24 protein-coding genes are annotated in these 20,690 nt (G+C 44.5%); 11 read left to right on the top strand and 13 right to left on the bottom strand.

Annotation, left to right across the window (positions count from 1 at the left end; genetic code table 11):
- Positions 1–37: 37 nt before the first annotated feature.
- Complete coding sequence (locus tag NL645_RS04980) at positions 38–826, top strand: helix-turn-helix domain-containing protein (RefSeq protein WP_053809626.1); 789 nt, start codon at positions 38–40, stop codon at positions 824–826.
- Here NL645_RS04980 and NL645_RS04975 read toward each other — a convergent pair.
- The gene (locus NL645_RS04975; RefSeq protein WP_253651318.1) at positions 821–1,738 is read right to left on the bottom strand and encodes a M14 family metallocarboxypeptidase; all 918 of its coding nucleotides are present in this window, start codon (positions 1,736–1,738) and stop codon (positions 821–823) included. The genes NL645_RS04980 and NL645_RS04975 overlap by 6 nt on opposite strands.
- 172 nt (positions 1,739–1,910) lie before the next feature.
- On the opposite strand from NL645_RS04975, the gene NL645_RS04970 reads away from it, so the two are divergent.
- Entirely contained in the window at positions 1,911–2,816 is a 906-nt protein-coding gene (locus NL645_RS04970) for a DUF808 domain-containing protein (RefSeq protein WP_046873771.1), read from the top strand.
- A gap of 98 nt (positions 2,817–2,914) precedes the next feature.
- On the opposite strand, the gene pyrC is transcribed toward NL645_RS04970, so the two are convergent.
- Complete coding sequence (gene pyrC / locus NL645_RS04965; RefSeq protein WP_253651317.1) at positions 2,915–3,943, bottom strand: dihydroorotase; 1,029 nt, start codon at positions 3,941–3,943, stop codon at positions 2,915–2,917.
- 155 nt (positions 3,944–4,098) lie between these two features.
- Positions 4,099–4,263 carry a YqaE/Pmp3 family membrane protein gene (locus tag NL645_RS04960; protein WP_005375297.1) on the bottom strand — a complete coding sequence of 55 codons (165 nt, stop codon included), beginning with the start codon at positions 4,261–4,263 and terminating at the stop codon, positions 4,099–4,101.
- Positions 4,264–4,530: 267 nt separating this feature from the next.
- Between NL645_RS04960 and NL645_RS04955 the strand changes: the two genes are divergently transcribed.
- On the top strand, positions 4,531–6,348 hold the full coding sequence (locus NL645_RS04955; RefSeq protein WP_139059232.1) for a hybrid-cluster NAD(P)-dependent oxidoreductase: 1,818 nt from the start codon (positions 4,531–4,533) through the stop codon (positions 6,346–6,348).
- A gap of 82 nt (positions 6,349–6,430) precedes the next feature.
- Here the strand turns inward: NL645_RS04955 and nadE are convergent, their stop codons facing one another.
- Entirely contained in the window at positions 6,431–7,261 is an 831-nt protein-coding gene (gene nadE, locus NL645_RS04950; protein ID WP_006742205.1) for an ammonia-dependent NAD(+) synthetase, read from the bottom strand.
- Between the two features lie 177 nt (positions 7,262–7,438).
- Between nadE and NL645_RS04945 the strand changes: the two genes are divergently transcribed.
- Together NL645_RS04945 and NL645_RS04940 are read left to right on the top strand one after the other, a co-directional pair.
- Positions 7,439–7,972 (top strand): nicotinate-nicotinamide nucleotide adenylyltransferase, encoded by a 534-nt coding sequence (locus NL645_RS04945; RefSeq protein ID WP_253651316.1) that lies wholly within the window; start codon positions 7,439–7,441, stop codon positions 7,970–7,972.
- A 14-nt stretch (positions 7,973–7,986) separates the two neighbouring features.
- On the top strand, positions 7,987–8,469 hold the full coding sequence (locus NL645_RS04940; protein ID WP_006742203.1) for a hypothetical protein: 483 nt from the start codon (positions 7,987–7,989) through the stop codon (positions 8,467–8,469).
- A gap of 127 nt (positions 8,470–8,596) precedes the next feature.
- Here the strand turns inward: NL645_RS04940 and NL645_RS04935 are convergent, their stop codons facing one another.
- The gene (locus NL645_RS04935) at positions 8,597–9,205 is read right to left on the bottom strand and encodes an AraC family transcriptional regulator (protein WP_253651315.1); all 609 of its coding nucleotides are present in this window, start codon (positions 9,203–9,205) and stop codon (positions 8,597–8,599) included.
- Between the two features lie 191 nt (positions 9,206–9,396).
- Here NL645_RS04935 and NL645_RS04930 point away from each other — a divergent pair, with 191 nt between their 5' ends.
- Positions 9,397–10,506, top strand: a complete 1,110-nt coding sequence (locus tag NL645_RS04930; protein WP_006742201.1) for a 1-acyl-sn-glycerol-3-phosphate acyltransferase — start codon at positions 9,397–9,399, stop codon at positions 10,504–10,506.
- A 74-nt stretch (positions 10,507–10,580) separates the two neighbouring features.
- Here the strand turns inward: NL645_RS04930 and NL645_RS04925 are convergent, their stop codons facing one another.
- A complete protein-coding gene (locus NL645_RS04925) occupies positions 10,581–11,180 on the bottom strand; it encodes a hypothetical protein (RefSeq protein ID WP_031780261.1) in 600 nt (199 codons plus the stop codon).
- A gap of 316 nt (positions 11,181–11,496) precedes the next feature.
- On the opposite strand from NL645_RS04925, the gene NL645_RS04920 reads away from it, so the two are divergent.
- Positions 11,497–11,769 (top strand): YnjH family protein, encoded by a 273-nt coding sequence (locus NL645_RS04920; RefSeq protein ID WP_006742199.1) that lies wholly within the window; start codon positions 11,497–11,499, stop codon positions 11,767–11,769.
- Between the two features lie 74 nt (positions 11,770–11,843).
- Here the strand turns inward: NL645_RS04920 and NL645_RS04915 are convergent, their stop codons facing one another.
- Positions 11,844–12,143, bottom strand: coding sequence for a YfcZ/YiiS family protein (locus NL645_RS04915; RefSeq protein WP_253651314.1), 300 nt, complete (start codon positions 12,141–12,143; stop codon positions 11,844–11,846).
- A gap of 607 nt (positions 12,144–12,750) precedes the next feature.
- Here NL645_RS04915 and NL645_RS04910 point away from each other — a divergent pair.
- Positions 12,751–13,212, top strand: coding sequence for a TetR/AcrR family transcriptional regulator (locus NL645_RS04910; RefSeq protein WP_005392508.1), 462 nt, complete (start codon positions 12,751–12,753; stop codon positions 13,210–13,212).
- A 191-nt stretch (positions 13,213–13,403) separates the two neighbouring features.
- Here NL645_RS04910 and NL645_RS04905 read toward each other — a convergent pair whose 3' ends face one another.
- Genes NL645_RS04905 through NL645_RS04880 form a run of 6 tightly spaced genes read right to left on the bottom strand, consistent with a single transcriptional unit; the run spans position 13,404 to position 17,982 of the window.
- Positions 13,404–14,186: a heme ABC transporter ATP-binding protein gene (locus NL645_RS04905; RefSeq protein ID WP_253651313.1), complete on the bottom strand. Its 783-nt coding sequence runs from the start codon at positions 14,184–14,186 to the stop codon at positions 13,404–13,406.
- Positions 14,186–15,223: an iron ABC transporter permease gene (locus tag NL645_RS04900; protein WP_253651312.1), complete on the bottom strand. Its 1,038-nt coding sequence runs from the start codon at positions 15,221–15,223 to the stop codon at positions 14,186–14,188. Before NL645_RS04900 ends, NL645_RS04905 begins: the two co-directional genes overlap by 1 nt.
- Positions 15,224–15,232: 9 nt before the next feature.
- Positions 15,233–16,102: a hemin ABC transporter substrate-binding protein gene (locus NL645_RS04895; RefSeq protein ID WP_012842436.1), complete on the bottom strand. Its 870-nt coding sequence runs from the start codon at positions 16,100–16,102 to the stop codon at positions 15,233–15,235.
- Between the two features lie 28 nt (positions 16,103–16,130).
- A complete protein-coding gene (locus NL645_RS04890) occupies positions 16,131–16,544 on the bottom strand; it encodes a biopolymer transporter ExbD (protein ID WP_182018268.1) in 414 nt (137 codons plus the stop codon).
- Positions 16,541–17,239, bottom strand: coding sequence for a MotA/TolQ/ExbB proton channel family protein (locus NL645_RS04885; RefSeq protein WP_005392513.1), 699 nt, complete (start codon positions 17,237–17,239; stop codon positions 16,541–16,543). Before NL645_RS04885 ends, NL645_RS04890 begins: the two co-directional genes overlap by 4 nt.
- Positions 17,239–17,982: an energy transducer TonB gene (locus NL645_RS04880; RefSeq protein WP_253651311.1), complete on the bottom strand. Its 744-nt coding sequence runs from the start codon at positions 17,980–17,982 to the stop codon at positions 17,239–17,241. Before NL645_RS04880 ends, NL645_RS04885 begins: the two co-directional genes overlap by 1 nt.
- Positions 17,983–18,142: 160 nt before the next feature.
- Here NL645_RS04880 and hutW point away from each other — a divergent pair, with 160 nt between their 5' ends.
- Genes hutW through hutZ form a run of 3 tightly spaced genes read left to right on the top strand, consistent with a single transcriptional unit; the run spans position 18,143 to position 20,633 of the window.
- A complete protein-coding gene (hutW, locus tag NL645_RS04875; RefSeq protein ID WP_253651310.1) occupies positions 18,143–19,513 on the top strand; it encodes a heme anaerobic degradation radical SAM methyltransferase ChuW/HutW in 1,371 nt (456 codons plus the stop codon).
- Positions 19,514–19,542: 29 nt separating this feature from the next.
- Positions 19,543–20,046, top strand: coding sequence for a heme utilization cystosolic carrier protein HutX (gene hutX, locus NL645_RS04870; protein ID WP_047008487.1), 504 nt, complete (start codon positions 19,543–19,545; stop codon positions 20,044–20,046).
- 56 nt (positions 20,047–20,102) lie between these two features.
- Positions 20,103–20,633: a heme utilization protein HutZ gene (gene hutZ, locus NL645_RS04865; RefSeq protein WP_065645732.1), complete on the top strand. Its 531-nt coding sequence runs from the start codon at positions 20,103–20,105 to the stop codon at positions 20,631–20,633.
- The last annotated feature ends 57 nt before the right edge of the window (positions 20,634–20,690 follow it).

Below are 20,690 nucleotides of genomic sequence, written 5' to 3'. Positions count from 1 at the left end.
TCTCTTAAAAGACATCGTAAGCGATAGGAAGACAATTTTGAAAAAGAGCGCCAGAAATCTTCATCCCTCATTATCAATCGACCGCGCACCATCGGATGTATTTATGAATTTTGAAGCCTTTCTCTCTAATACAGAAACACGAATTCATAGCCATCCTTGGGGGCAAGTGCAGCTGATCAGCGGTGGGATCCTAGAGATGGATGCAGAAGATACAAGATTTCTAGCGCCTCCGCATCTTGCAATTTGGGTTCCCGCTGGTATCCGTCATACTAGTTACAACCGTAAACCTATCGAATATTGTTCTTTGAACATTGCCCCTGAATTGACGGCGCACTTTCCTACCAAAACGAGTCTGATCAAAGTGACTCCAATCGTGTCGTCCATTATTGAGGACTTTCGTCAACGAGACATTAACGTGGCGCAAAGTGATGAAGACAAGCGATTGGTACAAGTGTTATTGGACCAGCTTGCAAAGCAAGAAGTCGAACATCACTTTTTACCGACAACCGACAATAAGTATCTTGAACCGATTTTAAAAGCAGTAGAAGAATCGCCGACGGATGAGATCAGCTTGGCGGAGTGGGCGGCAAAAGTGCATACCACAGAACGCACGTTAGCGAGACATTGCCAGAGTGAGTTGGGCATGAGCTTTACTGAGTGGCGCTTACGTGTGCGATATTTACATTCTATGGAGTTGCTGCGTAAAGGGCAGACCGTAAAGGAAGTCGCGTTGACGTTAGGTTATAACCAAGCTAGCCCTTTTATCGCAATGTTCAAGAAATACTCCGGCATGACACCGGAGCAATATAAGAACCGCTTATTATAACTGAGCCAGAACGTAATTCAGACCACCGACCACGGCTGCAACTTGCGCATCGTTGCACTCTTCGTCGGTCACCGTTGGGCTGTCTGGGTACACTTCCGTTGTCGTGCCGTAAACGCAATTTGTTACGCCGCCACACAGACCCAGCTTCACCATTGGGTAGTTGATAACGCCAAACTGTACGACTGGTGAACCAATGATTTCGCCATTTTCATCTGCAGGTGCAATGTGAGTCACTTTCGCAACCGATTCAATCACCGCTTGTTGAAACTCGGGTTGAGGGTTTTCACTATCTCCCACCGTGTAAAAGCCATCTGGGATCATGCCCTCGATGTACTCAATGCCATCACGAGCGGCAAGCGCAGGACGGAACTCTGTTTCATCGGAGTCTGTCGTCTCGTGCAAATCAATGTGCATTAATACATCGCCTAATGTCGCAACGAGCTTCATGAGGTTGGCGGATTCTTCGGCGGGGCTATCCTTATAGAAAGAGCGGTTTGGATCAATCGCGTTTGGATTCCAGCGGTTGATCACCTCGTAACCCCAAGGGCTCACGCAAGGTGCAACGACAATATTGAAATGCTCTGCGTAGCGCTCTGCTTCTGTTTCTACAAACTTTAAAGCGCCATGTACACCGCTGGTTTCATAACCGTGTACGCCGCCTGTGACCAAAACAACAGGCTTCGTTGAATCCCAGTTGCGAGTTTTGATACAAAACAGAGGGAAACGTGCCTCGTTGTATGAGAGCGCACCGTATTGTTCAACACCAAAACGCTCGCGTAGGGCATCGATTTTACTGACGACTTCATCTTGGTAGCTACGTTTTACTTCTTGCGTTGCTAACCAAGCTTTACGTTCCTCTTCGCTCCAAGGTTGGCCAGGGGTACCGATTGGGTAAATGTATCCACTTTTCATCTATACTTTTTCTTTTGACTGCTGAAAGGTACCACAAGACTAGACCTGTCTTATCTTAACGGCAATATAAAACACCATTTGGGATAGTATTCTTTGCAAAATCATCACTTTGATGAGTGATTTATTGGTGTTACATTTTGTTACTTACTCAATTTCATATAAGAGACAAAAAATGGCTGGAGCAAGTTTACTCACACTGTTGGATGATATTGCCACGGTACTCGACGATGTCGCCTTAATGTCGAAAATGGCGGCAAAGAAAACCGCAGGTGTGTTGGGTGATGACCTAGCGTTAAACGCTCAACAAGTGTCTGGTGTTGCATCTGAGCGAGAAATTCCAGTCGTTTGGGCGGTTGCGAAAGGCTCGTTCAAAAACAAATTGATTTTAGTTCCTTCAGCATTGCTAATTAGCGCGATTATTCCATGGCTTATCATGCCACTATTGCTAATTGGCGGCTTGTTTCTCTGCTTTGAAGGGGCAGAAAAGGTGCTTGAGAAAGTGTTCCCTCACTCGCATCCGCACGAAGAAAAAGAAGAGTTAGTTAATACTGGCGAGTCGATAGAAGAGTATGAAAAACGCAAAGTTGCTGGTGCGATTCGAACGGACTTTATTCTTTCTGCGGAAATCATTGTGATTGCGTTGGGTACCGTGACTGGGGCGAGCCTTGTGACGCAAATCTTAGTGGTGAGCTTAATTGCAGTCATCATGACCATTGGTGTTTATGGCTTAGTAGCAGGCATCGTGAAATTGGATGACTTGGGCTTCTACCTTGAAATTCGCTCAAAAGGTAAGGGCTGGATGGCGAAAGTCGGCAGTGCTTTAGTTGCTTTCGCACCAAAGCTGATGAAGTTGTTAACGATTGTGGGAACTGCCGCGATGTTTTTAGTCGGTGGGGGGATTGTAGTGCACAACGTGCCTGCCATTCATCACTTTGTAGAGCCGATTATTATGAACTTTAGTGGTCATTCGGTTGCTACAGCGATTCTGCCTATTTTGCTTAACGGTATTATCGGTTTTGTGGCGGGGTTGATTGTGGTTGCTGTGTGGACAGCTGTAGAAAAAATTCGCGGCCACTAGTAATCACAGCCCAAAACAAGACAAGAACAACAAGGGTCATGACTTCTTTTCACAGAAAGGCATGACCCTCTTTTATGGGTGGAACGTCAGTAAAGTACTTACTTCACTTTCCACTCAATTTGTTCATTTGCTCGAATAGGCACAACGATATCATTGCCAAATGGCATCGTTTCCGGCACATCCCAAGCGGATTTTTCTAACGTTACCGTATCTGTGTTGCGCGCAATGCCGTAAAAATCAGGACCATTGAAGCTTGCAAACGCTTCCAAGTTTTCCAGCTTGCCTTCATTCTCGAATACTTCTGCATAAAGCTCTAGCGCTGCGTGTGCGGTGTAAGAACCAGCACAACCGCAAGCTGACTCTTTTGCCCCTTTCGCATGTGGCGCAGAGTCAGTACCTAGGAAGAACTTCTTGCTACCACTGGTTGCAGCTTCGATCAGCGCTTGCTGGTGGGTGCTGCGCTTAAGAATTGGCAAACAGTAGAAATGAGGCTTAATACCACCCACAAGCATATGGTTACGGTTGAAAAGAAGGTGGTGAGCAGTGATGGTAGCAGCTACGTTATCTGAGGCGTTATTAACGAAGTTTGCTGCGTCGGCAGTGGTGATGTGTTCTAGAACGATTTTAAGATTAGGGAAGTCATTGACGATAGGAGCGAGGACAGTATCAAGGAATTCTTTCTCTCGGTCGAAGATATCAACATCGTGATGTGTTACTTCGCCATGAACCAGAAGTAACATTCCGACTTCTTCCATTGCTTCGAGAACGTGGTAAATGTTCTTCGCATTGGTCACACCGGAATCTGAGTTTGTGGTAGCGCCTGCAGGATAAAGCTTGGCAGCAACAATGTTTCCGGTGGCTTTAGCCTTACGTATTTCACCTGGTGTGGTGTTGTCTGTGAGGTAAAGCGCCATCAAAGGTTCAAACTGTTCGCCATGTTGCTCTTTTAGAATTCGGTCACGGTAGGCTAGGGCGAGCTCAGTTGTAGTAACTGGTGGGACGGTATTTGGCATGATCAGCGCACGGCCATTGTAGCGGCTGATGTCGCGAACGGTGTCTTTAAGAACTTCCCCATCGCGTAAGTGAACGTGCCAGTCGTCAGGACGAGTGATTGTCAGTGTTGTCATTAATTGCTCCCACCATTGAAAAGTTGTCTGATTGGAGCCTAAGCGCCGTATTTGCTTTTGAGCAAACGCTTGCGCTTAGGCGACAGGATGATAGAGGAATTGCCCTCACATTTCATCCCATTTTTCACTTTTCTACAGAGTGAGAGTGTAAGTGGTTACTTCATTGTTAACCAAAGCGCGTGGATCGTACCTGGTAGAAAGAAGAAACACGTCAAGATTAGGTTGATCAAAAAGTCTTTGTTCAAACCTTTCTCCATAAACACCGCGACGGGTGGAAGAAAGATACATAACAAAATCAGAACCAGTTTTCTTGTATCCATAATTAAGCTCCAAATCAATAAATGGGGGCAGTGATAACTCAGATGAATTATGTGTGCCGTATCACACTTTATCAAACGGTATTTGGTCAGAACGGTGTTAAAAAACGCGAATGTTGAGTGTAGTAAATACTTGTCGCTCAAACCAAATTTATAAGAATAACATTCAGAAAAATTGAGTTGGATGAAGCGGCAGTAGACTCTGCAACTTAATGTGATTTGGGTATACAATACTGCAACAAATAAAAAACACCCTGTAGGAAGAAGGCTATGTCGCAACCCGTTTTATCCCAAATTAATGTTTTTCCGGTTAAGTCAGTTGGCGGATTATCGCTGTCGTCAGTATGGGTTGAGAAGCAAGGATTGAGCTTCGATCGTCGTTTTATGATTGCGAAAGCTGATGGCGCTATGATTACCGCGAGAAAGTATCCGCAAATGGTAACCATTAAGTCCGCCTTATTATCCGATGGGGTTGTGTTTAGCAGTTTGGGGATGGAGCCGCTTAAAATCCGTTATCAAGACTTTAAAATGCAGGAAACGCCAGCAACAGTTTGGAAAGACACCTTTACTGCATATACCACCACAGATGATGCAGATGATTGGTTTAGTCGTGTATTGGGTCAACGTGTTGAGTTGTTGTTTAGTGGTGAGCAATCGAATCGTGTTCGCGAAAAGCTAGGACAAAATGTTAGCTTTGCCGATGGTTATCCGGTGTTAGTGATTAGCCAGGCTTCACTTGATGAGCTGAACCGAAGAAGTTCAGAGCTACATTCAATGGATCAGTTTCGTACTAACTTAGTTGTCTCTGATACTAAGCCGTTTGAAGAAGATTCATGGAAGCGCATACGAATCGGTGAGGTAGAGTTTGAGTCTCTCAAACCTTGCGAGCGCTGTATCCTGACTACGGTGAATACCCAAAGAGGCACATTCCGTGAGAGCAAAGAGCCGCTCAAAACCTTGCAGCAGTTCCGTGCAAACGATGTCGGTGGTGTGTTCTTTGGCCAGAATCTTGTCGCGCGAAATGAAGGCATTATTCGTCAAGGCGATAAAGTTGAAGTATTGGAGTACAAAGAGCCGGAGTTTTACGCAGATAACTCGCCAGTGCGCATGACGTTAACATGTGTTGAGCGTGAAGAAATCGCCCAAGACTTCGTGACCTTATGGTTAGAACCAAACAAAGGTTCTTTACCTAATTACTTGCCAGGACAACACCTGCCAATAGAAGTGAATATTGATGGTAAGAAAGTAGGTCGACGCTATACGCTATCATCCAGTCCGTCTCGTCCGGGTCGCTATGCTATTTCTGTTAAGCGTATTGCAGGTGGAAGAGTCTCTAATTCGCTCTTAGACAATTTACAAGTCGGTGATGTTTTAGAGGCAGAACAACCTGATGGCCAGTTCCACCTAAAAACTCATGAAGCGCAGCCTCTATTGTTACTCTCTGCAGGCAGTGGAGTAACACCAATGCTATCGATGGTACGTTACTTAGCGGATCACAATCAGTTGGAGAACGTGGTTTTCTACCATCAATGTCGTACCGAAAATGATATTCCTTGTCGCTCTGAGTTGGAGCAGTTAAAGCGTAAGCACCCGGGGTTAGAAGTGAAAATCTGCTTGACGCAGCCTGCCGTTGATTGGTTTGGGTTAAAAGGGCGTTTAAGTTTGTCACACATTAAGCAAATCAAAGATATTGAACAGCGCCAAGTGTTTGTGTGTGGTCCTGATGGTTTTATGGAGAAAGCGAAAAACCTCCTACTAAGAAAAGGGCTGCCAGAAGAAAACTACCATCAAGAAGCGTTTGGCGTATCTTCAGTCACTTCAAGACCAGAGAAGAGCATAGCGATCGATTTTAATGGGACGAAAGTTGTAGGGAATAATCAGAAAACGTTGTTAGATCAGCTTGAAGACGCAGGGAAGGTTGTTAGCAATAGCTGCCGTGCTGGCTTATGCGGCGCGTGTAAGGTTCAGCTTACGTCGGGTCAAGTACATCATCCGGACGTGCCTGCGTTGACAGATGAGGAACGTGCGATGGGAACCGTATTGGCGTGTTGTGCTGTTCCAGAGACGGACGTGACGGTAACAAACTAAGCGAGAAGGCTCCCGGGTTCTCAATAAAAACGCTGCTAACTTTAGCAGCGTTTTGAGTTTAAAAGTGAACGAAAAATATCGCTTAGTCGTAAATCGTCGGGATTGGCTGACGTTTGTGCTGCGTAGCTTTGTAAATCGCTACCAGACGATCACTCACTTGCTGTGGAACGGGTTTGCCTTCTAAGAAGTCATCGATCTGTTCATAAGTTAAGTTCAGAGCATCTTCATCTGCTTTTTGCGGCTCTAGTTCTTCTAGATCTGCCGTTGGTACTTTCTTAACAAGCAGCTCTGGTGCGCCTAATGTTGCAGCCAACTCGCGGACTTGACGCTTGCTTAAACCAAATAGAGGGGCAAGGTCGCACGCGCCGTCACCAAACTTAGTGTAAAAACCGGTGATGTTCTCTGCTGAGTGGTCTGTTCCCAATACTAAGCCGCCAACGTAACCAGCGATTTCATATTGTGCAATCATACGAGCTCGCGCTTTTACGTTACCTTTTACGAAATCAATTTTGTCGGCTTCAGTCGGAAGCAGGCCAGTCCCTTGCAACGCGGTATCAGTCGCCGCATGCAAACCGTCAACACCATCTTTAATGTTCACAGACACAGAGTGTGTTGGCTTGATGAAAGAGAGTGCCAGTTGCGCTTCATCTTCATCTTTTTGCTCACCGTAAGGCAGACGTACTGCGATAAACTGATATTTGTCAGTACCAGATTCCGCATTCAATTGTTCTACTGCAAGCTGGGCAAGGCGACCTAACGTGGTTGAGTCAACACCGCCACTAATGCCAAGCACCAGTGACTTACAACCTGCTTCTTGTAGCTTACGCTTAATAAAAGCAATACGGCGTTCAATTTCAAAATGCGGATCAATTGAAGGGAGTACACGCATTTCATCACGGATGGATTGTTCCATTTAGGGTTCCTTTTCCTGCAAATATTTCAGACACCAAAGCCCGCTTGCTCAAATGGTGATAAACCATGCAATTGAGACTGATAAACACGACTTTAGGGTCAAAAGCTGTAAAGATTAGTAGTATCATACCGAAATCATCAGATTAGAAAACTCTCTTCAACCAGGTAATCACCGGATATGAAAAAAATCGCCATTTTTGGTAGTGCATTTAACCCACCTAGTTTAGGGCATAAAAGTGTTATTGAGTCATTGAGCCACTTTGACCTTGTGCTACTTGAACCTAGCATTGCACACGCTTGGGGCAAGAATATGCTCGATTACCCAACTCGGTGCAAAATGGTTGATGCATTCATCAAAGATATGGGGCTTTCTAATGTTCAGCGTTCTGATGCAGAGCAAGCTTTGTACCAACCCGGACAAAGTGTGACAACCTATGCGTTGTTAGAAAAAATTCAAGAAATCTACCCAACAGCCGATATAACTTTTGTCATAGGTCCTGATAATTTCTTCAAATTTGCTAAATTTAGTAGAGCAGTCGAGATTATGGAACGTTGGACTGTTATGGCGTGCCCTGAAAAAGTAAAAGTCAGAAGCACGGATATACGTAACGCATTGGTTACGGGTGAAGACGTAAACGCCTACACAACCCCGTCCGTCTGTGAATTGTTGCTTAACGAAGGCTTATACAAAGAAACATTATCTGGGAACTGAGAGGTCAGATTTTCATGGTCAGATTAGCCGTATTTAGTGCATGTGCGCTGCTTGTGGTCACACAAGCTCATTCTGCGTGTAACTATTTTTCTGATCGTTCTGTTGTGTTTGAAGATAACACCCTTCCTATCTGTGAAGAAATTTTAGATTCCATTGGCGTATTAAGTACGGATGCGTTGATTTGGTATGCTGCGGAAGCGAAATTCGAAGGGCCAACAGAAAACTATTGGGAAGAGTGGGCGATTAAGCCGGAAGACACACCACTCCTAACCCAAAATCTAGAAAAGAATTATTTTGGGCTTGGTTTTTGGATGCCGGAAGAGCTCCGAGACGAAGAGAGCAAAATGGACACAGAAGAGTGGCTCCGTAGTCATGGCCTGATGTTTAGCGTGGGTTTTGGTGATAAATCCGACGGACAGCCAAGAATGCGATTTGATTATCGTTGGCACGAATATTACGACGCTGACTGGATGATGCAGATTGAAGTTCCCTTCTAGTCACCTTGAGCGAACATAAAAAGAGCGTACATCATCCATGTACGCCCTTTTTATTTTTATCTGAGTCTCTATTTTCTGCGCGCGTTACTCTGCGTAATACTGAAAAGATGGCTCGTTAGAGTGCGACTTATAGCGATTCTCCAAAGACCAAAAAGCAAAGTTGCTCATATTCTTCTGTGTTACCCGCAAAAAGCGTATCGACAATCTGCTCTTCTTTCTTTCCCGACAGCTTCATTTTTCTTGCTTCACGGAGTGTGAGTACCAAGCACAGCTCTTTAGAAATGTCCATGTCACAACCAGGCGTCCACTGATTGATGGTTTTTGTTAACGTTGAGTGCGCTAGTTTAGGAGAGAGAGTCAATACTTCATGTCTTACTACCGTCAGCAGATCGGTTTGCAGATCTGAGCGCTCGGCTGTTGTTGCTAGTTTCTCGACGAGGGCTTTTAGCAGCGGTGAAGGTTTCACAAACCCTGCTTGTTGTGAGAAGTCATCATTTAAACGCACAGAAAAATCACAACGATATACACGAGAATTAGGTAAAAAGGTGAGGGAGCTCAAACATCCTTGAGGAGTCCAAAAATATTGGCCTGGTTCAATGGCATACTCCTGCTTACCCAATTTAATGACGGCTAACCCTTCTACGACAGACAGTAGACTGTGCTTCAGTGCTTTTTTGCGCGCAGCTACTTCAAGAAAGGGGTATTTAGCGTCGTGAAATTCAATTGCGTAGTTCATTATGAGTACCAGTGTTTTTTGGCGCTAAGGGTAACGTTAAACCTATACGATTCCAACCAGCTGAGAGAATTTTTTAGCATGAGAAATTGTAGCCTAACTGGTATGACCATGTTAAAAGTATGGGTTGAAATGCTGCTTGTCAGCAAAACTATGCGTAAAATGTGCCAGCTTTTTTTGATATGTAATGAACAATGACTGCCAATACCGATCCTTATATTGAAATTCGTCCTTACAATGACGAAGAAATTCCAGCAGCGCTGGATCGTCTAATCCAAGATGATGAATTTATCACTGCTATTCTCGATCATCGCTTTGCTAATAAAGCAGCGTGGTTTAAAACGCTAATGAGCCCGATCCTGCGCATCTACCTGAAAGCTAAATGGAGCAAGCTTGATTCAGTAGAAGCGATTCAGATTGAAGTGAAGAAGTATCTGAAAGATACATTGAATAAGACAACGGATGGCGTCACTTTTTCTGGTTTGGATAAGCTGGATAAAAACACGTCGTACTTATTCGTTTCTAACCACCGTGATATTGCGATGGACCCTGCGCTAGTAAACTATGGCTTGTACCAAAGTGGGCACCGTACGGTTCGTATTGCGATTGGTGACAACCTGTTGAAGAAACCATGTGCGACAGAATTGATGCGACTCAATAAAAGCTTCATCGTTAAGCGCTCTGCTAAGGCGCCTAGAGAAATGATGAAAGCATTAGGACAACTGTCGAGCTACATTAAACACTCGCTTGATACCGGTAATTCAATTTGGATTGCCCAAAAGGAAGGTCGTGCCAAAGATGGAAACGACTTTACTGATCCTGCGATTTTAAAAATGTTCCATGTTGAAGGCCGCAAGCAGAAGATCAGCTTTGGTGAATACACGCGTTCTTTGAAAATCGTTCCTGTCTCGATTGCCTATGAAAATGATCCATGTGACATTGCCAAAGCAAAAGAGCTGTACGAAAAAGCAGAAAATGGCCGTTATGAAAAAGGTGAATTTGAAGATATCGAAAGCATCATTCAGGGCATCATTGGTTATAAAGGCCGTGTGCATGTCGCGTTTGGTGATGTGATTGATCAAGAGTTTGAAACGCCAGAATCTCTTGCCGGCGAAATCGACCGCCAAATTCACAACAACTACAAGTTGTACCCAATCAACTTGCTAGCTGCTGGACGCGAAGATTCAAGCATCATCACAGAGGCGGTGAAGCGTCACCTCGCGGATAAATTGGAGCAGTTACCTGAAGGGGCAAGACCTTATTTGGTGGCGAGCTATGCCAACCCAGTGAACAATCAAGAGTAATATTCATCACTGAACTTGATGGATTATGAACGCCTTAAAGCCTCGGTTTCCCGGGGCTTTTTCTTGTCTGCTTTTTAAGGTGCAACAGCCCCGCCAAGGGTTAAATTGCTAGGCCACTTGGTGATCTTGTTACCACCTAAAAAGATATTCCCTTTCACCGTCATCGTGTCTGGAAATACTTGTAGCGCGGATCCTCCTATATAAAGGTTACCATCAACCACCAATCCTTCAGGAAGAGCAGAGATAGGAGTGCGAATAACACTTAAATCGCCTTTGACTCGAAGTTTAGCTGGGAGCGTTTTTAATGGTGTATCCGTCAAGTTCAGATAACCGCCGAGTTTGATGCCCCTAGGCCAGCTTTCGATCTTACTACCCAGTAGATTCGCATAACCTTTTATCTTTGTACCTGAGCGAATGGTTTTGAGTGCGCTGTTGGTTGCTTCCAAACTGCCTCCAACATCAAGCCCCTTAGGCAGCTTTTTGATCGGGGTTTGCGAGATATTTAAGTTGCCTTTGACCACTAACCCAGAAGGTAATTGGGTGTAAGGTTTGTTTCGTAGATCAAGATTACCGTAATTATCGGTGTGACCAAACTTAGAGTAGTAATCTAGCTCATATGCGAAAGATGGGAAGCAGAGCAGCATCAAGGTAAGGAAAAGGGAAACAAAACGCATAGCCAGAGACTTAGTAAACATAGAGATCTTAAGTGCTCATCTTATACTTAAATAGACTCATTATGCATACTTTGTTAACAGTTTTTGATTTTTAGCCCAAGAACTTCAAATTAGGGCTTTATCTGAAAGCATACACGCGCTCACGATGCCGAGTTGCTCCAGTGTGCAAGTTAGGGAATGATTAAGTAATTGATTATATAGTTTATTTAAAAGTAAATGTGAGAAAAATATCAGTAGAGATATGAAGAATATGAGGTTCTGCCAAGAACTGAACAAGCGTCCTTGTTAGTATCATGAGCGTCTGAGGGAGATTTTCATGAAGTTAAAAAGAGTGTCTATTTTTGCCGCTGGTGTTGTAGCAGTACTACTATCTGGGGCCGCTTTTGCTAAATCATACAGTACGCCAGAAAGCAAAGCACTAGTGGTCGCTGACGGCAAGGTAGGTCAGCGTATCTGTTACTACGATGATAAAGCCTACACCACCGGAGCCGTGATTAATGTTGAGGGTGTATTACTGATGTGTACAGCTGAGAACGATTTTGAAACGAATGGTTCGTTAAAGTGGGTGGTATTCAAAAAAGATAAATAAACGCCAAAAAACGGTCTGTTTAATATTAGGATAACGGAAAAATAAAAAAGCGAGCACAGAGCTCGCTTTTTCCATTAACGCGCGAGTGAGCGAGTTTTTAATTCAAAGATAAGCTTTTCAGCACTTACTTCAAATTTGAATCGAGCCGTCGCTTGGTTTGACTCTTCTGTTATTTCAGAAACATTGTATTCAACATCAGCACATACTGATTTAGCGAGCTCAATGTATTTTTGTAGTTCAGACTCTAGCTCTATTTTTGTCTGTGCGAAAACCGTTACGTCGGCAACTTCGTCACCTTCTTTGATGATGAAGCCAATCTCGCCTGCGCAGCCGCAAGCTTCACATACTTGGTTTTTTTCTAATTCGACACTCATAACGAATCCTCTTGTAAATACTAAGGGTATTCTATCAGGTATTTGATCTGTATCTACAAAAATGACGAGTTTTGAATAAAAAAAGAACAGAATAGGCGCTTGTTAAGTAAGGGTTAAAGATTGGATTACTAAATCATCAAGAACGTTAATGTGATATATATCAACATTTAAAATCAATTAACGAACATAGTGACGAGATTTCGCTCAGCCCAGTTGAACTAATGGACAATTTATAAGACTATTTCTTGATTGATTATTTTTAATAATTATCATTCTTGGTCTTTGAATAGTTTCGATGAATAAATGGCGCAAGGTTTTGATGAGACTAACTTTTCGCCTTATTTTGAGTAGCATGTATTGACAAAAACATAACTGCAAATTGCACATTACGCAGTGTAAAGACGTTATGATTTGGAACTTAACTTTATATTAAGTAGTCGCAGTACATATATCCAAATGGCCTTAATGCGCAGGTGTTAGCGGTTCAATTTTTAGGTTTCGCTTAACGAAGTGCCTTGGGCAACTTGGGTATAATGCTAAGAATGATTTCATTCTGGCCTCATTTAATAGTGAGTTAGATGGATTTACAAAGAGAAGAGCTTAAAATATGCCAAAGCGTAGTAAAGAAGATACCGAAATCACTATCCAAAAGATCATGGATGCCGTTGTTGATCAGCTACTAAGACTAGGTTACGACAAAATGTCGTACACGACTCTAAGTCAGCAGACAGGTATATCTCGTACCGGTATTAGCCATCACTTCCCTAAGAAAACGGACTTCACCGCCGCACTGGATGGCCGTATCTTTAAAATGTTTATTGAACACCTAGAGTTTGATAAAGGGCTAAGTGCATTTTCACAAAGTTGGATTAAAGCACTGGAAGATGCTGAGTTCCTCGCGATTTTACGACTGCTATTCCATCACATTGTCACGGCCGAAAATGCGCAAGAATTTGCTGCTAACGGAATTGACCGTTTATACAAAATGGTTGAAAGCCAGTTTGGCGCAGGTGGTGACAAAGAGCTCGAGTGGTTGATTGGTCGTTCATTGATCCAAATGAGTAAGTAATCGCAATTGAGAGCGATAGATGAACACTTGTTTGCTGCTTTGGTTGTAAAGCCAAGGCAGAACACAGTAATTTTCTCGCCGCTCTTTTGAGCCCAAGATTCGATTAAATATCAAAGCAAAGGCCCGCAATATGATTATTGCGGGCCTTTGTCGTTTGGAAAGCAGAAGAGACGGCTCAGAAGAGATACACGCTAAGCGGCGGCGTGAACTTGAGGAAAGTCTAAAGTTGGATGTTTTGTCACGATGGAGCGGTAGCCATAAACGTGCTCAATGCGCTCTGGCGTCAGTGCATTCCATGGTGTGTCATCACAAACCAGTTTTCCGTTATGCAAAAGTACAAGTCGGTCTGCGTACTGGGAGGCTAAATTCAAGTCATGCAACACGACAACGACCGCGGCGTTCTGTGTTTTCGCAGCCTCACGAGCAATCTTTAACGTGTTGTGTTGGTGGGCGAGATCTAACGCAGAGGTTGGCTCATCAAGCATCAAGATTCTTTCCTCGCCAGATTGGTGTAGCTGTGTCATCACGCGTGCTAGATGTAATCGTTGCTTTTCGCCACCAGATAAAGATGGGTAGAGGCTTTCTGCCAAATGCATTACATCGGTTTGTTCCATGTAATGTAAAGCTAACTTAGTGGTTTCTTTATTGGACAGCGATAGCGGAATCGCGCCTAATTCGACCACTTCTCTGGCTAAAAATGGGAAGGTCAACGTACTGTGCTGTGGAAGCATCGCAATGTGTTTTGCGCTTTTTTCTGGCTCCCAATCATGCTTTTGTTTACCGAAGTAGGCGATGTCATGATTTGAAGAGATTTCACCACACAGAAGCTTGAGCAAAGTACTTTTGCCCGCACCGTTGGGGCCGAGTAGGGCGGTCACTTCACCAGCTCGGATATCAATATTGATGTCATCGAGAACAACGCGCTTGCTAAATTTCATCGAAATGTTTTTACCCGATAAAACGATCTGGTTCATTACAAAATCTTCCCTTTCTGCTGGAACAATAAGTAGATGAAGAAGGGCGCACCGATCAAGGCGGTCACGATACCGACGGGTAATTCTGCTGGTGCCACGGCAATACGAGCAAACATATCAGCAGCGGTAAGAAGCAGCGCTCCCATGAGTGCAGAGATTGGCAGTAGCGTTCGATGGTCGGGGCCTGCTAGCATGCGTCCTAAGTGAGGAATAACGAGCCCGATAAAACCAATTGCGCCACTAATACTCACCGTAATACCAACCCCCAATGCAGAGAGCAAAATAAGCTGTCTTTTGAGTCTTTGGACCGGAACTCCCAAGTGTCTTGCTTCGGACTCACCTAGCAGCAGAGCATTTAGCGCCATCGATTTTTTCTGGAACCAGAATAATAGGACGACCAGCGTGACAGCGGATAGGCCTATCCCCGACCAATTTGCGCCAGCTAATGAGCCCATCGACCAAAGTGTTAGATCTCGTAGCATCTGATCATCAGCAATAAAGTTCATGTAACCGATCGCCGCTCCTGAAAGCGCGCTGATGGCAACACCAGCTAACAACATAATCGTAACTGAGGTACCAAATTTACTTGTGCCGAGCTTATAAACGAGAATGGTCGTCAACGCACCACCTAGGAAAGCAAAAAGAGGCAGCGCAGCTAAGTTCATTAGTTGCGGATAGTTTTGGCTAAACTCTGCAAATACAACAATAGCGAACGCACCGCCAAGTGCAGCACCAGCAGACACACCAATGATGCCGGGCTCGGCCAGCGGGTTACGGAATAAGCCCTGCATAACCACACCACAAATTGCCAAAATGGCGCCGATGAACATACACAAAATGGTGCGAGGTAATCGGATCTCGTTAATCACCAACTGAATGTGAGGAGCGAGATCAGAACTGCTTCCTGTTAGGCTACGCAAACTGTCAGTGAAACTAATGCTCATTGGACCTACTGTAATAGAGGCGATAGCAACAAATGCTAAAAAGCCGCTAAGTACGGATAACGTCGTTGAAAGGGAGATACGTCTTAACAACATGTCATGTCTCTATGGGTAAAGCAGCGCATTCAAACGTTCGGCTTCTACAAGGCTTTTAAGACCCAAACCACCAACAAGGGCGTGACCGTCAATCGTGATGATATTTTTATTCATTCCCGCAGGTGTTGCGGCGAGAAGTGGCATTGCTTTTAAAATCGCATCGGCACCGCCCAGCGTTTCATAGCTGCGACCGCTAACGAGAATAACGTCAGGCTGCATCTCTACCATGGCTTCTGTGGATAAAGGCTTGTAAGAAGACAGCTGGTCAGCAGCTGGGTTTAGTCCGCCTGCTAGCTGAATAATTGCATCGGGTGTGGTTTCTGATCCTGCAACGTTCGCAGGTCGACCTTCATGGATGAGTAGAAACAGTACTTTCTTTTTCTGAGCTTGAGCAGGTTGATTTGCATTGAGTGCTTGAACTTGCGCTTTCACATCTTGCTTTAAATCTTCCGCTTTAGCCTGGCGATTCATAAGGTTCGCAATTTGATCGATACGTTGGTAAAGGCCCTCAACGTTGGCATCGGTATTGACGATTTCTACATCTACCCCCGCTGCTTTTAATTGGTTCAATGCCGTTTTCGGTCCCATCTCATCAGAGCCAATGACTTTTGTCGGACGTAAGGCGAGCAACCCTTCTGCTGAAAGGCGGCGATGGTAGCCTACTTTAGGCAGCTCCATGCCTTTTGGTAACTGACTGGTTACGTCGATAGCAACCAAGCTATCTTTGGCGTCGAGTTCAAGCAACAGTTCAGTGACGGCACTGCCTGCACTAACAACACGCTCTGATGATGGTGTTTCATTGGCAAAAAGTTGGCTACTCGCAAGTAGGGAAATGGCTGCCGTAACAACAGCATGAATGGTGGCACGTGTGTTCTTCATTTTGAAAGGATCTCTATCTTACTTATTTTTATGATGGCTCTTCAGTGAGTAACTGAGTTGCCTGAATTCCGTTTTCTTGTAAAAAGCCGAGAAGTTGAACTAGCGACTGAATGTTCGCGGTTTTTTCTGCTCCAATCACAATCGGTTTATCGCTTGATTTACTCTCTTCTAGCAGCGCGAGGGTAAAGTTGTCCCAATCGATGTATGTCTTGCCGTTAATGGCCCAGTAAGGCTCGTCTTTGAGAATATTTACCGTGATGGATTGCTTGTCGACATCTGTAACGGCCTGAGATTCTGTGCTCGGTAAATTGACATCTAATGAATCGAGCTTGACCGCTGCAGTTAACATCAGGAAAACCATTACGATAAAAATGATGTCCAACAGCGGTGTTAAATCAGGAGTTAAGTCGTTACGAGTGTTGTCTTGTGGCGTTTTAATCATTGTGCTTCTGCCTCGACCTTTGCAGAAGAGCGCACTGCTAATGTTGAATTGTCTGGCGACACGTGTTGCAGAGAGATACCTTCAAGCCATAAGTTGACATAGTTTAATGTGTGTTCGAGTTTGGCGATCACACGATCCGCCCACAAACCAATGATTTGTGCTCCTGAAATCGCAGGAAGGGCGATAATAAGGCCTGCTGCAGTAGTGCGCATGGCCAAGCCTAGACCGTCTGCCAAATCATTCGGAGTGATATTCCCCGTTGAGACAGCGATGCCTTTGAACATCTCAATTAAGCCAAGTACTGTACCAAGCAAACCAATCAAAGGGCTAATGACGCCAATCAACGTCAGTAAGCGAAGGCCAGAATGCAGCTGATGACGTTTTTCTTGCAGCCAAATGCCTGCGGCATCTTCTCTTAGAGACTTTGAGAAAGAGTGATGGGCAAGCAACATGGCAACGCCACGATAAAGGAGCGGTCGCTTATGCGACAATTCTTCTGCAAGCGTCTCAAGATCGTTTCCATTCGTTGGGTCTAACCCAATGAGTTTTTGGCGAATGGCTCGTTTCCCGACGCCAAGGCTAATCAAAACGTGGAATAACCGCTCGGTAATGATCATGACGGTGAGGGCTGAGCAAATGATCAAAGGCCATGTCATTAGGCCAAGTTGAGTTTGTAATTCTTGTAGTTGTTCCATTATCCATCCAACTTAAAACGAACAGGTACTTGTACTCGGTGAGCCACTTTTAGCCCGCCCGAAATATGTGGTGTAAATTGCCACTGTTTGATGGCACGAAGCGCTGAGGCGTCCAGCGATTCTGTGCCGGAAGACTCAATCAAAACCTGTTTAATTTGATTGCCATTTTCATCGAGCCATATTTCATATAGGGCTACGCCTTCGATACCTCGCCTTTGTGCAGATCTTGGGTAGCGAGGCTGAGTTGGTTGATTCACAAACGTTGGTTTGTCGACCAAAATAGGTTGAGACGTTGCCCCTTTGGATTGGCTCGCTGGCGCTGTTTGCTGAGCGACCATCTCTTTCTTCGCCGGTTCCGTTTTTTTCTTCGGTTTGGCTTCGGGCTGATTCTCTTGTTTTGTTACGGCTTTGGTTGGTTTAACCGTCTTAGGCTTAGATTGTTTAACTGGCTCTGTTTTTTTTTCCACTACCTTTTTCTTAACAGCGTCTTTCTTGACGACCTGTTTCTTTACGATCTTCTTTTCTGGCTCAGGCTGCTCCTGAGGCTCTTTTGGTGGCGCCACATTTTCTGGTGTGGATTTTTCGACGGTAGGTGGTGGTACCGATACAAGGTTTAAACTTACCGAACTTGCTGGATTTCCAGCAGGCATCGCGAACACTTTCGTTTCTTGAGAAACAAAAAGAAGTGCGGCATGGATGGCAAGGGAAGCACCTCCTGCAATGACATATCTTTGTACGTTCACGGAATATCTCGGGAAACTATGAAAACTTGAGCAGATTATTACTCACAATCGAAATAATATCAATTATCAATTGCATTATCATTACGCTCAAATTATGATTCTTGCAGATTTTTAAAGACCAGCCTCTACCCCTTATATGGTGGGAGCTAAGCGAGTATATATGAGCGTCGATATCGATAAATTTGACGAATCAGTGTTGGGAAGCGATAGCCCTGACCCATTGCGATTTGCCTTTGTTAAGAAACATTCGGCACACGCTGGCGGAGCGAGCGTGCCTGTACCTCCACCTCAGCAACAGGCAATTTTTTCAAGCGTTACCGCTAACTCGGTTAAAGCGACCAATAAACGTTGTCTTTATATTCACGTTCCATTTTGTCGCGTACGTTGCACCTTTTGTAACTTCTTTCAAAATGCTGCGAGCCGCGCACTGGTTGATGAGTACTTTGACGCACTGATGCAGGAGCTCAAGGAGAAAGCTGCATTGCCTTGGACACAAAACGGTATTTTCCATGCTGTGTATATCGGTGGAGGAACGCCAACGGATCTGTCTCCAGCACAGGTTCGCGTGTTAGGTCAGGCGATTCATGAGCACTTTCCTTTGGCCTCGGATTGTGAAATCACCTTAGAAGGTCGCATCAACCGTTTTTCTGATGAGCTATACCAAGGCGCTCTAGACGGTGGATTTAATCGTTTCTCTTTTGGTGTGCAAAGTTTTAATACACAAGTGCGTCGCAGCGCGAAACGATTAGATGATAGAGAAGATGTGCTCAAGCGAGTTAGCGAGATTGCCAACGAAGACAAAATTCCTGTCATTATCGATTTACTCTACGGCTTGCCTTATCAAACCAAAGAAGTGTTAGAGCAAGATTTAAATGATTTTCTCTCGACTGGCGCACACGGGTTGGACTTATATCAGTTGGTAGTAGGTGGTTCAGCCCCCATGCTTAACCTTGTAGAAAAAGGAAAAATCCCCCCACCAGCTACCACGCCAGAAAAAGCAGGCATGTATGAGCTCGGTGTGAACTTTATGGCCAAACACCATATGAAGCAACTGAGTGTGAACCATTGGGCAATCGATAACCGTGAACGTAGTTTATACAACAGTTTAGCCAAGACATATGCAGAGGTACTGCCAATTGGCTGTGGCGCTGGAGGTAATATCGGTGGTTACGGAATGATGCAACATCGCACATTGGCGACCTATATTAAAGCCATCAAAGAAGGGCAAAGCACCATCGCTATGATGATGAAGCAAAGCCCTCTAGAGCCACTATTTGCTGCACTCAAATCCGGGTTTGATCGCGGTATCGTTCAGGCAAACCAACTGCCATCGTTTATGGGGGAGGACACGTTCGGATTTTTAATGCCTCTATTTAAAGTGTGGCAGCAAAAAGGTTTAGTGGAACTGCATGAACGCAGCCTAGTTCTTACTCTTGCTGGTAGTTTCTGGGCCGTTTCGTTGGCTCAAGGTTGTATTCAGGTACTTACGTCAGAGATGAACGAAACCGTACCGAAAGTATCCAATAATTAATGAAAAAATTGAAAAAAGACGGAAAACATATGGAATCAATCAAACAACAAGTTGAAGCATTACTAGAGCAAGAACCGCAATTATTGCCAGCAGCGATGGCAGAACGTCTCGGTATTTCTGAATTTGAGGTTGTTGCGGCTTTGCCGCAGGAAATGGTGGCCATCGCTCCAGGAGCGCAAGCACAAAGCATTCTAGAAGGTTTGGTTGGCTTCGGCCCAGTGACGACTATTGTTCACTCTTTTGGCTCTATTTTTGAAGTCAAAGCGCCATTCCCAAAGGGAAAAGTAGCGCGTGGCTATTACAATTTAATGGGCAGAGAAGGTGAGCTACACGGTCACTTGAAGCTAGATAATGTTAAAAATGTTGCATTGGTCAGCAAACCGTTTATGGGCAGAGAGAGTCACTATTTTGGCTTTTTCTCTGAGTGCGGAAGCAATATTTTCAAAGTTTATTTAGGCCGTAACGAAAAGCGCGAGCTACTTGAAGATCAAGTCACGGCATTCCGCGCCCTGCAAGCCGAATTGAAAAAGTAATCACAAACATAATCGAGGCTCAACTCGAATACTAATTAGTAAAGTCAGGTATCAATATGGATCAACAAGTTAAACAAGAGCGTTTGCAAGGTCGTTTAGGGCCAGAGATCAAAGAGTTTCGTCAGGAGCGTCGTACGCTTCAGCTTGCAACTGTCGATGCAGAAGCTCGCCCTAATGTAAGCTACGCGCCTTATGTCCAAAATCAGGAAGGCTACTTCGTACTCATTTCTAAAATCGCTCGTCATGCTCGTAACCTTCTAGAAAACCCAAACGTTTCTTTGATGATGATCGAAGATGAAGAATCTTCAAAGCAGTTGTTTGCTCGTAAGCGCTTAACTTTTGATGCTGTGGCAAATGTGGTTGAGCGTGACACGGAGATGTGGCACCAAGTTGTTGGACAAATGAAAGAACGTTTTGGGGAGATAATTGATGGTCTCAGCCAACTAGAGGATTTCGTGTTGTTTAACTTAAAGCCAGAATCGGGGCTATTTGTTAAAGGCTTTGGTCAGGCGTATCAAGTGTCTGGTGATGATTTAGTAGATTTTGTTCACCTTCAAGAAGGTCACAAGAAAATCGAAAGTGCTTGATTGTAAATCGGTCATGTAAATATCGATCATTAGGAATAATGAACGCATAAGGGGAGC

This window comes from Vibrio sp. Y51_MX_L26, assembly GCF_024181935.1.
GTDB classification, from domain to species: domain Bacteria; phylum Pseudomonadota; class Gammaproteobacteria; order Enterobacterales; family Vibrionaceae; genus Vibrio; species Vibrio diabolicus.
The sequence above is the reverse complement of the archived record's forward strand: the minus strand, read 5'-3'. Positions and strand labels throughout refer to the sequence as shown.

What these genes read in the sequence shown, in the direction of transcription:
- NL645_RS04905 (WP_253651313.1), bottom strand. Translation starts at nt 14,186, where the DNA reads ATGAACCAGATCGTTTTATCGGGTAAAAACATTTCGATGAAATTTAGC.
- hutX (WP_047008487.1), top strand. Translation starts at nt 19,543, where the DNA reads ATGGAATCAATCAAACAACAAGTTGAAGCATTACTAGAGCAAGAACCG.
- NL645_RS04890 (WP_182018268.1), bottom strand. Translation starts at nt 16,544, where the DNA reads ATGATTAAAACGCCACAAGACAACACTCGTAACGACTTAACTCCTGAT.
- NL645_RS04955 (WP_139059232.1), top strand. Translation starts at nt 4,531, where the DNA reads ATGTCGCAACCCGTTTTATCCCAAATTAATGTTTTTCCGGTTAAGTCA.
- NL645_RS04915 (WP_253651314.1), bottom strand. Translation starts at nt 12,143, where the DNA reads ATGAGTGTCGAATTAGAAAAAAACCAAGTATGTGAAGCTTGCGGCTGC.
- NL645_RS04895 (WP_012842436.1), bottom strand. Translation starts at nt 16,102, where the DNA reads ATGAAGAACACACGTGCCACCATTCATGCTGTTGTTACGGCAGCCATT.
- NL645_RS04920 (WP_006742199.1), top strand. Translation starts at nt 11,497, where the DNA reads ATGAAGTTAAAAAGAGTGTCTATTTTTGCCGCTGGTGTTGTAGCAGTA.
- hutZ (WP_065645732.1), top strand. Translation starts at nt 20,103, where the DNA reads ATGGATCAACAAGTTAAACAAGAGCGTTTGCAAGGTCGTTTAGGGCCA.
- NL645_RS04910 (WP_005392508.1), top strand. Translation starts at nt 12,751, where the DNA reads ATGCCAAAGCGTAGTAAAGAAGATACCGAAATCACTATCCAAAAGATC.
- NL645_RS04900 (WP_253651312.1), bottom strand. Translation starts at nt 15,223, where the DNA reads ATGTTGTTAAGACGTATCTCCCTTTCAACGACGTTATCCGTACTTAGC.
- NL645_RS04935 (WP_253651315.1), bottom strand. Translation starts at nt 9,205, where the DNA reads ATGAACTACGCAATTGAATTTCACGACGCTAAATACCCCTTTCTTGAA.
- NL645_RS04940 (WP_006742203.1), top strand. Translation starts at nt 7,987, where the DNA reads ATGGTCAGATTAGCCGTATTTAGTGCATGTGCGCTGCTTGTGGTCACA.
- pyrC (WP_253651317.1), bottom strand. Translation starts at nt 3,943, where the DNA reads ATGACAACACTGACAATCACTCGTCCTGACGACTGGCACGTTCACTTA.
- NL645_RS04885 (WP_005392513.1), bottom strand. Translation starts at nt 17,239, where the DNA reads ATGGAACAACTACAAGAATTACAAACTCAACTTGGCCTAATGACATGG.
- NL645_RS04960 (WP_005375297.1), bottom strand. Translation starts at nt 4,263, where the DNA reads ATGGATACAAGAAAACTGGTTCTGATTTTGTTATGTATCTTTCTTCCA.
- NL645_RS04945 (WP_253651316.1), top strand. Translation starts at nt 7,439, where the DNA reads ATGAAAAAAATCGCCATTTTTGGTAGTGCATTTAACCCACCTAGTTTA.
- hutW (WP_253651310.1), top strand. Translation starts at nt 18,143, where the DNA reads ATGAGCGTCGATATCGATAAATTTGACGAATCAGTGTTGGGAAGCGAT.
- NL645_RS04970 (WP_046873771.1), top strand. Translation starts at nt 1,911, where the DNA reads ATGGCTGGAGCAAGTTTACTCACACTGTTGGATGATATTGCCACGGTA.
- NL645_RS04930 (WP_006742201.1), top strand. Translation starts at nt 9,397, where the DNA reads ATGACTGCCAATACCGATCCTTATATTGAAATTCGTCCTTACAATGAC.
- nadE (WP_006742205.1), bottom strand. Translation starts at nt 7,261, where the DNA reads ATGGAACAATCCATCCGTGATGAAATGCGTGTACTCCCTTCAATTGAT.
- NL645_RS04925 (WP_031780261.1), bottom strand. Translation starts at nt 11,180, where the DNA reads ATGCGTTTTGTTTCCCTTTTCCTTACCTTGATGCTGCTCTGCTTCCCA.
- NL645_RS04975 (WP_253651318.1), bottom strand. Translation starts at nt 1,738, where the DNA reads ATGAAAAGTGGATACATTTACCCAATCGGTACCCCTGGCCAACCTTGG.